The following is a 12,875-nucleotide window of genomic DNA, read 5'->3' on the forward strand; positions in this document are numbered from 1 at the left end:
CATGTGTGGCATCGCAGGCACTTACCGATGGCCGGACGGAAAGGCCGTGACCGACCGGCTCACCGACACCCTCGCCCACCGCGGCCCGGACGGCGCGGGCCGCTACGGTCACCCCGTCGGTGACGGCGAAGTACAGCTCGGGCACCGCCGGCTGGCCATCATCGACCTGTCCGAGACCGGCGCCCAGCCGATGGTCTCGGACGGCCTCGCCCTGACGTACAACGGCGAGCTGTACAACGCGCCCGAGCTGCGCGCCGAGCTGGCGGCCACCGGGGTGCGCTTCCGCGGTACTTCCGACACCGAGGTAGTACTTGAGGCCTGGCGGCGCTGGGGCACGGACTGCCTGTCCCGGCTGCGCGGCATGTTCGCGTTCGGCATCTTCGACGAACGCACCGGTGACCTGGTGCTCGCCCGCGACCAGCTCGGCATCAAGCCGCTGTTCCTGCTCCGGCGCGGCGGGGGCCTGATGTTCGCCTCCGAGCTCAAGGCGCTCGCCGCCGCGACCGGCGGGTCGCTGGAGGTGGACCAAGCGGCGCTGGTGGCCTCACTGCTGTACTACTGGGTGCCGGACTCGCGCTGCGCGTTCCGCGAAGCGGAGAAGCTGCCCCCGGGGAGCTGGCTGCGGTGCCGGCCCGACGGCCGGGTGGAGCGCGGCCGGTTCTGGAACCTGAAGGACGTCGCCGCCGAGGGCCGGGACCGAGCCCTGGCCGGTGAGCGGCCGGACCTGGCCGCCGTCGTCGAGGAGTCGACCCGGCGCCACCTGCTCTCCGACGTACCCGTGGCGACCTTCCTCTCCGGCGGCCTCGACTCCAGCTACCTGACCGCGCTGGCGGCCCGCCACCAACCCGGGATCTCCGCCTACACGATCGGCTTCCGCGCCGAGGACGCCAGATTCGAGGCGATGCCGGACGACCTGCGCTACGCCCGGCAGGTCGCCGAGCAGTTCGGCGTCGACCTGCACGAGATCGAGATCGCCCCGAACGTGCTCGACCTGCTGCCGCAGATGACGTACAGCCTGGACGAGCCGATCGGCGACCCCGCCGCGATCAACACGTACCTGATCTGCACGGCCGCCCGGGAGGCCGGGGTCAAGGTGATGCTCTCGGGGATGGGGGCCGACGAGCTGTTCGCGGGGTACCGCAAGCACCTGGCCAACCTGCTCGCGCTGCGCTACCAGCGCGTCCCGCGGCCACTGCGCCGCGGGGTGTCCGGAGTGGTGGACCGGCTGCCGGTCGCCACGGCCCGCCGGGGGTACCGGTCGGTGCGCTTCGCGAAGCGGTTCCTCTCCTTCTCCGATCTGCCGGAGGAGACCGCGTTCCGGCGCAGCTACACCATGTACGACCAGGACGAGCTGCTCGCCCTTCTCGATCCCGACCTGGCCGGGACCGTCGACGACGTGCTGACCGAACACGCGGACGTCTACCAGGACAACGACCTCGACGACTTCGTCAACCGCATGTGCCTGACCGACGCCCGGATGTTCCTGCCGGGCCTGAACCTCGCTTACACGGACCGGTCGAGCATGGCCGCGTCGACCGAGGTACGGGTGCCGTATGTGGACGTCGAGGTGGTCAAGGCGGCGTTCGCCGTGCCCGGTGATCGCAAGATCGTCGGACGACAGGGCAAGGCCGTCCTCAAGGAGGCGGCCACCTCGGTCCTGCCCCGGGAGATCGTCTACCGGCCCAAGGGCCTGTTCAGCGCCCCGCTGCGCGCCTGGATGAGCCGGGACCTGGCACCGCTGGTGCGCGAGGTGGTGAACGACGGCCTGCTCGTCAGTTCCGGGTTCCTGCGCCGCGACGCGCTGGCACGCATGGTCGCCGAGGACGCCGCCGGGCAGCGGGACTTCTCCAAACATCTGTGGCACGTACTGACCCTCGAGTACTGGTATCGCGACGCGACCTCCGGGTCCGGCCAGAGCACTCGGTTGACGGCTTAGGAATCAGGAGTTCTCGGGTGAAGCAGGTCGTACAGAACTACAAGAGCGGCGAGCTGGCGGTGCTCGACGTTCCGACGCCGGGGTGCAAGCCGGGCGGTGTGCTGGTCCGCAGCGCCTTCTCACTGATCTCCACCGGGACCGAGCTCATGAAGGTCTCCGAGGCCGGCATGTCGATGCTGGGCAAGGCCCGCTCCCGGCCGGACCAGGTGGCCAAGGTCATGCAGAGCGTCGCCACCAACGGGGTGCCCGCCACCTACCGCAAGGTGATGGGCAAGCTGGACTCCTACACGCCGCTGGGCTACTCGCTGTGCGGGGTGGTCGAGCAGGTCGGTGCCGGGATCGAGGACGTGAAGGCCGGCGACCTCGTGGCCTGCGCCGGCAACGAGCACGCGCTGCACGCCGAGCTGAACTGGGTGCCGAAGAACCTCTACGCCCCGGTCCCCGACGGCCTCGCCCCGCGGCACGCGGCCTTCGGCACCGTCGGGTCGATCGCGATGCAGGGCGTCCGCCAGGGCGAACCGCAGCTCGGCGAGGTGGCGCTGGTCATCGGCCTCGGGCTGATCGGGCAGCTGGTGGTGCAGCTGCTCGCCGCCGCGGGAGTCCGCGTGGTCGGAGCCGACCCCGACCCGGTGCGTTGCGAACTCGCCGAGCGCCTGGGCGCCGCGGCCTGCGGCGATCCCGCGTCCGCGGCCGTGGAAGCCGCCGTCGCCGAACTCACCGGCGGTCACGGCGTGGACCAGGTGTACCTGGCCGCCGGCGGCAGCAGCAACCAGCCCGTCGAGCTGGCCGCCCACCTCTGCCGGGACCGCGGCCGGGTCGTCGACATCGGCAAGTGCCGCCTGGACCTGCCGTGGAACGCGTACTACGAGAAAGAGCTCGACGTCCGCTTCTCGCGCTCGTACGGCCCCGGGCGCTACGACCCGGAGTACGAGCTCGAGGGGCGGGACTACCCGATCGGCTACGTGCGCTGGACCGAGCGCCGCAACCTGGCGTGCTTCCTCGATCTCCTCGCCCGCGGCAGCGTCGACGTGGAGCCCCTGGTCTCCCACATCGCAGACTTCGATGACGCCGTCGACACGTACCGGCGGCTGAAGGACGGCGACCTCAAGGCCGTGGCCGTGCTGTTCCGGTACCCCGAACCCGAGGCGGAGGCGGAGGAGGCGGGGACCCCGGCGATCGTCGTGCCCGCGGTGAAGCGATCCGGCGGCGGAGCGTCCACCCGGGCCCGGGCCGACAGGACGCCGGTGCGCCTCGCGTTCGTCGGCGCGGGAAACTACGCGACGTCGATGCTGCTGCCGCACCTGGCACAGCGTGAGGGCGTCGAGCTGTCGACAGTCGTCACCACCACGGCGCTGTCTGCGGCCAACGCGCAGCGGAAGTTCGGCTTCGCCGAGGCGACCACCGATCTCGACGCCGTGCTCGGCGACAAATCCATCGACGCGGTGTTCGTGGTCACCCGGCACAGCTCGCACGCCGAACTGACCCGCAGAGCACTGCTGGCAGGCAAGACCGTGTTCGTGGAGAAGCCCCTGGCCCTCACCGAGGACGAGCTGGCCGGCGTACTCGCGGCGGTGGAGGAGTCCGGCAACGACCGGCTGCAGGTGGGCTTCAACCGCCGGTTCGCGCCGCTGCTGCAGGAGAGCAGGAAGCGGTTCGGTGCCCGGACCGGTCCGGCGAGCCTCCGCTACCTGGTCAACGCGGGCCGGCTGCAGCACGGCAGCTGGTACCTGCGACAGGGCACCGAGGGCTCGCGGTTCGCCGGCGAGGGCGGACACTTCATCGACACGGCGAGCTGGCTGCTGGAGGCCGACCCGATATCGGTGTACGCGACAGCCGCGCCCGGCAACGAGGACCTGCAGGTCCTCCTGCGCTACCCGGACGGGTCCACCGCCACCATCAGCTACGTCACCACGGGCGCACCCGGCTTCCCCAAGGAGACGCTGGACCTGGTCGCGGACGGCAAGGTGCTGCGGCTCGACGACTTCGTCCGTGCCTCGGTCTACGGCCGTAAGAAATGGGTCAGTTCGCGGCTGCCCAAGGCCCGGGACAAGGGCCAGTCCGCCGAGCTGGCCGCGTTCATCAAGGCCGTGCGGACCGGTGGGCCGATGCCGGTGCCGCTGGAGTCGTTGGTCGCCACCACCTCGGCCACCCTCGCCGTGCAGACCGGCCTGGCCGGCGGTGTGCCGGTGGCGTTGGCGGGGACGCGATGACCATGAGCGCGGGCTGGTACCTGCGGCGGCTGTCCCGGATGGGACCGCGGGAGGTCGCGGGCCGGGCGGGGGACGCCGTACGCAGGCGGCGGTGGCGGTCGGCGCGGCCGGACTGCCCGAGCGTGACCGGCGCCCGGTTCACCGCGGTCCTGCCCGCGGGAACGGTCGCCGCGGTGCCACCGGACGCCGCGAAACGGCTCGTCGCCGAGGCGGACCGGCTGATGTACGGGCACGCCGAGTTCTTCGGGGTGGTCCGAGACGACCTGGACGACCCGGACTGGTGGTGCGACCCGAAGACCGGGCGCCGGGCTCCGTGGGGCTACGCCTTCGACGTGCCGTACCGGAACGAGGACGTGGTCGGGGACATCAAACAGATCTGGGAGCTGTCCCGGCATCAGTACCTCACCGTGCTCGCCGCCGCCTACGCGGTCACCGGGGACGAGCGGTACGCCGAGCGCGTCGCCGAGCATCTGCGGTCGTGGTGGGCGGCCAACCCACCGCTGCGCGGTGTGCACTGGATCAGCGGCATCGAGCTGGGCATCCGGCTGCTGTCCTGGGTGTGGATCCGGCGGCTGCTCGACGGCTGGCCGGGCGCGACCGGGCTGTTCGAGGGCAACCCGGTGGCGCTGAACCAGATCTGGCACCACCAGCGCTGGCTGGCCGCCTTCCCCAGCCGGGGGTCCTCGGCGAACAACCACGTCATCGCCGAGACCGCCGGGCAGTTCGCCGCGGCCTGCGCGTTCGACTGGTTCCCCTCCTCGGCGCGTTGGCGAGCCGGCGCGCTGCGGTCGCTGGAGCGGCAGCTGCACAGCAACACCTTCGACTCCGGCCTCAACCGTGAGCTGGCCACCGAGTACCACGGACTTGTGCTGGAGCTCGGGCTGGCCGCGGTGGCCGAGGCGGATGCCGCCGACGTGCCGGTCCCCGAGTCGATCCGGCTGGTACTGCTGCGGATGACGGACGCGCTCGCGGCCGTCGTGGACAACCGGCTGCGGCCGCCGCGTCAGGGGGACGCGGACGACGGACACGGTCTGGTGGTGGACGGCGCGGGCACCGACCGCTGGGCCTCGCTGCTGGCCACCGGCGACGCCGTGTTCGGCCGGCTCGCCTGGTGGCCGACGGTGACCGGGGCCGATGTGCGTACCCCGCTGCTGGCCGCGCTCATCCGGCCGTACCCGGAAAGCGGAACCGCATCGGCCGTGACCCGCCCGGCAAGCCGACCGACCCACTTCGCCGACGCGGGGCTCACCGTCCTGCGCGGTCCGGGGGAGATCTGGGCCCGCTGCGACGGAGGTCCGCACGGCTTCCTGTCCATCGCCGCGCACGCCCACGCGGACGCGCTGTCCGTGGAGGTCCGGCACGACGGGGTCGACGTGCTCGCCGACCCGGGGACGTACTGCTACCACGGGCAGCCCGAGTGGCGGCAGTACTTCCGGTCCACCCTCGGCCACAACACCGTCCAACTGGACGGCGGTGACCAGTCCGTCTCCGGCGGCCCGTTCCTGTGGACCCGGCATGCCCGCAGCCGTGTCCTGGTCGCGGACGCGTCCGGCGAGGGGGTGGCCCGCTGGTGTGCCGAGCACGACGGCTACCAGGGCTCCGTGCACCGCCGCCGGGTGGAGCTGACGGCCGCGAGCCAGGAGCTGCGGGTGGTCGACGAGGTGCGCGGCCCGCGCCGGGCCGTGCGCCTGGCGTTCCACCTCGGCCCTGCCGTCGCCGCGGACCTGGTGGGGCACCGGGCAGTGCTCACCTGGATCCGGGACGGTGAGGGGCGTTCCGCCGTGCTGGACCTGCCCGGGCAGTTGTCCTGGCAGGCGCACCGCGGCGAGACCGAACCGCCGCTGGGCTGGTACTCCGCGGGATTCGGGCGCAAAGAACCCACCACCACGCTGGTCGGCACCGGCTTCGCCGACGGCACGGACGGGTTCACCACCGTGCTCAGGTTCCACGGCTAGGGGGGCGCGTGGGGATCAAGAGGCGGCACTGGGCGTTGGCGGCGGCACCGCTGGCGCTGGCCCTGCTGACGACGACCGGCTGTGAGAGCACGTCGGGAGCCGAGGCGGACCCGAAGGCCGCGCCATCCGCATCTGCATCCGCCGCGTCCGCGGCCCGATCCGTGGCCCGGGTGTGCGCCCACCCCGCGGCCGGGCCGGCGAAGGCGCCGGCAGGCGCGGTGACCGTCGACCCCGCGGTGGTCGGTGACCTGGCCGCGAAGACCAAGAGCAGCCCCCCGAACACCACGTTCTGGCTTCGACCTGGCAGGCACAGGCTCGACCCGGACCGCTACGCCCAGGTCATCCCCAAGAAGGGGGACCACTACCTGGGTGCGCCGGGCGCGGTGCTCGACGGCCGGAAGAAGAACCAGTACGCGTTCGCCGGTACCGCCCGCGATGTCACCATCCGCTATCTGACCGTGCAGGGTTTCGTCGCGCCGCAGGACGAAGGCGTCGTCAACCACGACTCGGCCGACGGGTGGGTGATCGAACACACGACGATCCAGGACAACTCCGGCGCCGGGCTGATGGCCGGTGCCCGCCAGCAGGTCCGCGCCAACTGCCTGCGCGACAACGGCCAGTACGGCATGAACGCGTACAAGGGCAACGGCCGCATCACCGGCCTGGTCGTCGAGGGCAACGAGATCGTGGGCAACAACACCGGCGACTGGGAGCGGCGGCGGAAGGGCTGCGGCTGCACCGGAGGCATCAAGTTCTGGGCCGTCAACGGCGCCGACGTGAGCGGCAACTGGGTGCACGACAACCGCGGACCCGGGCTGTGGGCGGACACCGACAACAACGACTTCCGCATCGAGAACAACGTGATCGAGGCCAACGACGGTGCCGCACTGATCTACGAGACCAGCTACAACGCGGTCATCCGGGACAACACGATCCGGCGGAACAACTGGGTCGAGGGCCGCAAGGCGGCCGACAGCGGCGACAACTTCCCGTACGCGACCGTCTACCTGTCCGAGTCCGGGGGCGAACCACGGGTCCCGGCCCGCACCGACAAGATCGAGATCTACCGGAACGTGCTGGAGGACAACTGGAACGGGATCACCCTCTGGGAGAACGCCGACCGGTTCTGCAACAGCCCGGCCAACACCTCGTCCGGTGACTGCACCCTGCTGGTGAAGAAGACCGCCAGCTGCGCGAAGCCGGCCATCGCCAAGGCACCCCTCTACTCCGACTGCCGGTGGAAGACCCAGCGGGTCGACATCCACGGCAACCGCTTCGTGCTCGACGAGTCCGTCGTCAAGTGCGCGGAGAAGTGCGACCGCATGGCGGTGCTGTCCAACTACGGCACCTATCCGGACTGGTCGCCGTACCAGGGCGAGGGCGTGGCCGACGCGATCACCGAGAAGCAGCACAACCGCTGGCACGACAACACCTACGTCGGGCCATGGAAGTTCGTCGCCCAGGACCAGAGCCGGGTGCTCGACTTCGGGCAGTGGCAGGCGACGCCGTACCTGCAGGACAAGGGCAGCACCCTCGACCTACAGGCCGGTGGTTGAGATGGGCGGCGACCTGACGCGCGGTGGCCTGCCGGGCGGACCGGACACGGCGGGAACGCGACCCGGCGCCGAAGCGCGCCCGGCCGGCACACCGAGGATCGTCGGGATCGTATGGGGGCTGCTGGTCCTCAACACGCTCGGCTCCGCCGGCGCCAAGACCATCGTCCCGCTGCCCCGCTCCCTCATCCAGATGGTCACCATGGGCTCGCTGGTCGCCGCGTTCACGCTGGCGCTCGCGGTCAACCAACGGCTGCGCATCCGGCCCAGCGCCTACGTGCTCCTGCTCACCCTGCTGCTGGTGTCGAGCGTGATCTCCAGCGCGAGCCTGGAGTCCGGGCTCGGCGCGTTGTTCCGCTGCTTCCGGCTGGCTCTCTTCATCGGCACACTGTGGCTGCTCAGCCGCTGGTGGGACGGCAGCCTGACGTTCGTCCGCCACCACATCCGGATGTACTTCGCGGTGCTCGCGTCGGTGGCCGCCGGCCTGGTCGTCTCACCGGGCGCGGCCCTGCCCGGCCTCTACGGCGGACGCCTCGTCGGCGCGCTGTGGCCGCTCACCCCGCCGCAGATCGGGCAGTACGCGGCGGTGATCATCGGGCTCACCGTGCTGCTCGTCCTGGGCCGCCGGACCGACAGGGCCAGCGCCGTGGCGGTCATCGTGCCGTCCTTCGTGCTGCTCGCGCTGACCCATACCCGGACGGCCACGCTCGGCCTGTTCATCGGACTGGCCCTGGCGATCTGCTCGCTCATCCTGACCAGCGCCGCGGCCCGCCGGTTCTTCACCTGGGCGGTGCTGTGCGCCGTGGTGGCCGCGGTCGGGTTCGCCTCCGCGCTGCAGTCGTGGTTCCTGCGCGGACAGAGCCAGGAGAACTTCTCCAGTCTCACCGGCCGGGCCAAGGTCTGGAACGCCCTGCTGGCCGCACCCCGGTCGACCTCGGAGCAGGTGTTCGGCGTGGGCCTGGGCGACAAGTCGTTCGGCGGGCTGCCGATCGACAACAGCTGGCTGGCCGTCTACAACGAGCAGGGTCTGATCGGCGTCACCCTCGTCGCGGCGATCATCATCGTGCTGGGCGGCGTCGCGCTGCTGCGGCCACCGTCGCTGCAGAGGGCCTGCGCGATCTTCCTGATCAGCTACTGCGCCATCGCGTCGTACACCGAGGCCGGTCTCGGCGACGCCTCGCCGTATCTGCTTCATCTGGCCCTGGCCGCCGCGCTGCTGGCGGCACCCGCCGAGGCCGCTGCCCTCCCGATGCCCGAAGTCCCTCGACGACACATCCCGCGCTGGGCCCGTAGATCGGAGGTGACCTGAGCATGCACGTCCTCGTGGTGCACAACCGCTACGCCTCCGCGCAGCCGAGCGGGGAGAACAAGGTCGTCGACCAGGAGGTGGCGCTGCTGCGTGCGGCCGGCCACCGGGTCGAGGTGTTCGAGCGGCGCAGCGACGACATCGGCTCCCGTTCCCTCCTCGGCAAGGTCGCGGTGCCGCTCCTCGTGCCGTGGAACCCGGCGGTGCGCACGGAGCTCGCCGCCCTTCTGCGCACCGAGCGGCCGGACGTGGTGCACGTCCACAACGTCTTCCCGCTCCTGTCGCCCGCGGTGCTCGCCGCCTGTGCCGACGCCGGTGTGCCCGCCGTCGCCACGCTGCACAACTACACCCAGGTCTGCCCGCCCGGCACGCTGCAGCGGGACGGCCGGCCGTGCACCGAGTGCGTCGGATCCGCGCCGCTGCCCGCCGTCCGGCACGGCTGCTACCGGAACTCCCGCCTCGCGACGGTGCCGCTCGCGGTCAGCATGTCGGTCAACCGGCGCCGGTGGTGGTCCGGCGTGGAGCGGTTCTTCTGCATCTCCGCGGCGCAGCGCGACGTCCTGGTGCGGGCCGGCATGCCACCCGAGCGACTGGCGGTGAAGCACAACTTCGTGCCCGAACCGGGCGCCTGCCGAGCGGGCGCAGGCGAGCATCTGCTCTATCTCGGCCGGCTCGCGGAGGCCAAGGGCGTGCGGCTGCTCATGGCCGCGTGGGACGAACTCGCCGCCGACGGCGGAGTGGGCGTCCCGCTCGTGATCGCCGGTACGGGGCCGCTGGAGCCGGAGGTGACCGCCTGGGCGGCGGGCCGGGACGACGTCCGGTACGTCGGCCTTTACGACACGGCGGAGTGCCGGGAGGCCATCGCGCGGTCGGTCGCCGTGGTGGCTCCCTCGACGTGGCTGGAGGCGTTCGGCCTGGTGGTCGTGGAGGCGATGGCGGCCGGGGTCCCGGTCGTCGCCGCCGGTCACGGCGCCTTCGTCGAACTCGTCGAGGACGGGGTGACCGGGCTTCTGCACCTGCCGGGCGAGTCCGCATCACTCGCGTCCTGCCTGCGCCGGATCACGGCCGAGTCGGCCCGCAACCGGGAGATGGGCCAGGCGGCCCGGCGCCGTTACGAGCAGGACTTCAGCCCGGCCGTCGGCCTGGAGCGCCTGTTGGAGGAGTACCGCACCGCCATCGCGGGTCGGTCAGCAATGGCTCGCGGTGGGGACACCCGCGCGAGCAGGGGGGATGGGGACAGCAGATGACACGATGCCGACTCTGCGGCTCGGAAGCTCTGGTGAGCGTCGTCGATCTTGGGGCGACGCCACCGTGTGAGAGCTTTCTCGCCGCGGACCAACTGGACCAGCCGGAGCCGGCGTACCCGCTGCACCTGCGGGTCTGCACCGACTGCTGGCTCGCGCAGATCCCGCCGCTGATCACGCCGGAGGAGACGTTCAAGGAGTACGCGTACTTCTCCTCGTTCTCTACCTCCTGGGTGGAGCACGCGCGCACGTTCGTCGCCGACGCCGTACAGCGGCTGGGTCTCGGCACCGACGCCTTCGTGGTCGAGGTGGCGAGCAACGACGGGTACCTGCTGAGGCACGTGGTCGACCGCGGGATCCGCTGCCTCGGCATCGAGCCGTCGGTGAACGTCGGCGCCGCGGCACGGGACGCGGGTGTGCCCACGCTCACGGAGTTCCTGTCCCCGGACACGGGCTCGGCCGTCCGCGCCGAGCACGGCCCGGCGGACCTGGTCGTGGCCAACAACGTGTACGCGCACATCCCCGACGTGGTCGGGTTCACCCAGGGGCTGCGCGCCCTGGTCGCCGACGACGGCTGGGTCTCCATCGAGGTGCAACACCTGCTGACCCTGATCGAGGAGAACCAGTACGACACGATCTACCACGAGCACTTCCAGTACTACACGGTGGCGTCCGCGACCCGAGCCCTCGCGAGCGGCGGACTCGCGCTCGTGGACGTCGAGTTGCTCCCTACGCACGGCGGCTCGATCCGGCTGTGGGCCCGGCCGGCCGAGGTGGCCGGCGAGCCGACCCGGCGGGTGGCCGACGTGCTGGACCGGGAGAAGGCCGCCGGACTGCAGGAGCTGTCCGGGTACACCGAGTTCTCCGCCCGGGTGGCCAAGGTGCGCCGGGACCTGCTGCGGTTCCTCATCGACGCGGCCGAGCGCGGCGAGACGGTCGTCGGCTACGGCGCCCCTGGCAAGGGCAACACCCTGCTCAACCACTGCGGCATCCGGCCCGACCTGCTCGCGTACACGGTCGACCGCAACCCCTACAAGCACGGCAGGTTCACCCCGGGCACCCGCATCCCGATCCTGCCGCCCGAGCAGATAGCCGCCGACAAGCCGGACTACGTCCTCGTCCTCCCATGGAACCTGCGGGCCGAGCTGGTCGAGCAACTGTCCTTCGTGCACGACTGGGGCGGCCGGCTGGTCTTTCCGATCCCGGAACTGAGCATTGTCGAGGTCAAGTCATGAAGGTCGTTCTGTTCTGCGGCGGTTACGGGATGCGCATGCGCAACGGAGCCTCCGACGACGTGCCCAAGCCGATGGCGATGGTCGGGCCGCGACCGCTGATCTGGCACGTCATGCGCTACTACGCGCACTTCGGGCACACGGAGTTCATCCTGTGTCTCGGGTACGGGGCTCACCACATCAAGAACTTCTTCCTCAACTACGAGGAGACGGCGTCCAACGACTTCGTGCTGCGGGGCGGTCGGACCGAGCTGCTGTCCACCGACATCGCGGACTGGACGATCACGTTCGCGCAGACCGGCATCGAGTCGCCGATCGGGGAGCGGCTGCGCCGGGTGCGGCACCATCTGGACGGCGACGAGATGTTCCTCGCCAACTACGCCGATGTGCTCACCGATGCCCCACTGCCGGAGATGATCGACCGGTTCGCCCGGCGCGACGCCGGTGCGTCGATGATGGTGGTGCCGCCGCAGTCCTCGTTCCACTGCGTGGAGCTGGGCGAGGACGGCCTGGTGGGGGGCATCACCGCGGTGAGCGAACTGCCGCTGTGGGAGAACGGCGGCTACTTCGTGCTCCGCCAGGAGGTCTTCGACCACATACCGGAGAACGGGGACCTGGTCGCCGACGGATGTGCCCAACTGGCCAAGCGCGGGCGGCTGGTGGCGCACCAGCACCGCGGCTTCTGGAAGCCGACCGACACCGTGAAGGAGCGGGCCGCGCTCGACGACTCCTACGCCCGGGGCGACCGTCCGTGGGCCGTGTGGGAGCGGAACAGTGCCGGAGTCGGAGCGTGATCCGGCTCGGGGCCGGACCCCTTGACCGGATCGTCGCGGTGGGCGCGCACTGCGACGATATCGCCATCGGCGCCGGCGGCACGCTGCTGACGCTGTGCCAGGCCCGACCGGGTATCCGTGTCGACGCGCTGGTGCTCTCCGGCGGCGGCAGCGAGCGGGAGCAGGAGGAGCGGGCCGCGCTCGCCGCCTTCTGCCCGGGCGCCGACCTGCGGCTGACCGTGCTCAAGCTGCCGGACGGCCGGCTGCCCGCGCACTGGGAGGAGGCCAAGGCCGCGGTCGAGGAGCTGCGCGCGCAGACCGAGCCCGATCTCGTACTGGCCCCGCGCACCGATGACGCGCACCAGGATCACCGCGGCCTGGCGAAGCTGGTGTCCACCGCGTTCCGCGACCACCTCGTGCTCCGCTACGAGATCGTCAAGTGGGACGGCGATCTCGGCCGTCCGGTGGCGTACCAGCCGCTGTCCCCGGAGATCGCCGAACAGAAGGTGCGGCTGCTGCAGGAGCACTACCCCTCGCAGCGGCACCGGCCCTGGTACGACCGGGAAGCCTTCCTCGGGCTGGCCCGGATCCGCGGCATCGAAAGCCACGCGCGCTACGCCGAGGCGTTCGCCGTCACCAAACTCACTCTCGACCTGGGGGATTGAA

9 protein-coding genes are annotated in these 12,875 nt (G+C 71.3%); all 9 read left to right on the plus strand.

Going from position 1 to position 12,875, the window contains the following annotated elements; genetic code table 11:
• Nucleotide 1: 1 nt before the first annotated feature.
• Genes asnB through SMIR_RS07875 form a run of 9 tightly spaced genes read left to right on the plus strand, consistent with a single transcriptional unit; the run spans nt 2 to nt 12,874 of the window.
• Nucleotides 2–1,936 carry an asparagine synthase (glutamine-hydrolyzing) gene (gene asnB, locus SMIR_RS07835; RefSeq protein WP_212726806.1) on the plus strand — a complete coding sequence of 645 codons (1,935 nt, stop codon included), beginning with the start codon at nt 2–4 and terminating at the stop codon, nt 1,934–1,936.
• A gap of 17 nt (nt 1,937–1,953) precedes the next feature.
• A complete protein-coding gene (locus tag SMIR_RS07840; protein WP_212726807.1) occupies nt 1,954–4,146 on the plus strand; it encodes a bi-domain-containing oxidoreductase in 2,193 nt (730 codons plus the stop codon).
• Complete coding sequence (locus SMIR_RS07845; protein ID WP_168496517.1) at nt 4,143–6,101, plus strand: heparinase II/III family protein; 1,959 nt, start codon at nt 4,143–4,145, stop codon at nt 6,099–6,101. The genes SMIR_RS07840 and SMIR_RS07845 overlap by 4 nt, the downstream gene beginning before the upstream one ends.
• A gap of 8 nt (nt 6,102–6,109) precedes the next feature.
• Nucleotides 6,110–7,657, plus strand: coding sequence for a right-handed parallel beta-helix repeat-containing protein (locus tag SMIR_RS07850; protein ID WP_168496515.1), 1,548 nt, complete (start codon nt 6,110–6,112; stop codon nt 7,655–7,657).
• A 1-nt stretch (nt 7,658) separates the two neighbouring features.
• Entirely contained in the window at nt 7,659–8,963 is a 1,305-nt protein-coding gene (locus tag SMIR_RS07855) for an O-antigen ligase family protein (RefSeq protein ID WP_168496513.1), read from the plus strand.
• Nucleotides 8,964–8,965: 2 nt separating this feature from the next.
• Complete coding sequence (locus tag SMIR_RS07860) at nt 8,966–10,207, plus strand: glycosyltransferase (RefSeq protein ID WP_168496511.1); 1,242 nt, start codon at nt 8,966–8,968, stop codon at nt 10,205–10,207.
• A complete protein-coding gene (locus SMIR_RS07865; RefSeq protein ID WP_168496509.1) occupies nt 10,204–11,439 on the plus strand; it encodes a class I SAM-dependent methyltransferase in 1,236 nt (411 codons plus the stop codon). Before SMIR_RS07860 ends, SMIR_RS07865 begins: the two co-directional genes overlap by 4 nt.
• Entirely contained in the window at nt 11,436–12,230 is a 795-nt protein-coding gene (locus tag SMIR_RS07870; RefSeq protein WP_168496507.1) for a sugar phosphate nucleotidyltransferase, read from the plus strand. The genes SMIR_RS07865 and SMIR_RS07870 overlap by 4 nt, the downstream gene beginning before the upstream one ends.
• A complete protein-coding gene (locus SMIR_RS07875) occupies nt 12,227–12,874 on the plus strand; it encodes a PIG-L deacetylase family protein (protein WP_168496505.1) in 648 nt (215 codons plus the stop codon). The genes SMIR_RS07870 and SMIR_RS07875 overlap by 4 nt, the downstream gene beginning before the upstream one ends.
• Nucleotide 12,875: the final 1 nt, after the last annotated feature.

Origin of the sequence: Streptomyces mirabilis (assembly GCF_018310535.1) — a bacterium.
In the GTDB taxonomy this organism is placed as follows: domain Bacteria; phylum Actinomycetota; class Actinomycetes; order Streptomycetales; family Streptomycetaceae; genus Streptomyces.

Bases quoted from the DNA above. Each gene is read 5' to 3' on its own strand.
- asnB (WP_212726806.1), top strand. From the start codon at position 2: ATGTGTGGCATCGCAGGCACTTACCGATGGCCGGACGGAAAGGCCGTG.
- SMIR_RS07845 (WP_168496517.1), top strand. From the start codon at position 4,143: ATGACCATGAGCGCGGGCTGGTACCTGCGGCGGCTGTCCCGGATGGGA.
- SMIR_RS07870 (WP_168496507.1), top strand. From the start codon at position 11,436: ATGAAGGTCGTTCTGTTCTGCGGCGGTTACGGGATGCGCATGCGCAAC.
- SMIR_RS07855 (WP_168496513.1), top strand. From the start codon at position 7,659: ATGGGCGGCGACCTGACGCGCGGTGGCCTGCCGGGCGGACCGGACACG.
- SMIR_RS07860 (WP_168496511.1), top strand. From the start codon at position 8,966: ATGCACGTCCTCGTGGTGCACAACCGCTACGCCTCCGCGCAGCCGAGC.
- SMIR_RS07865 (WP_168496509.1), top strand. From the start codon at position 10,204: ATGACACGATGCCGACTCTGCGGCTCGGAAGCTCTGGTGAGCGTCGTC.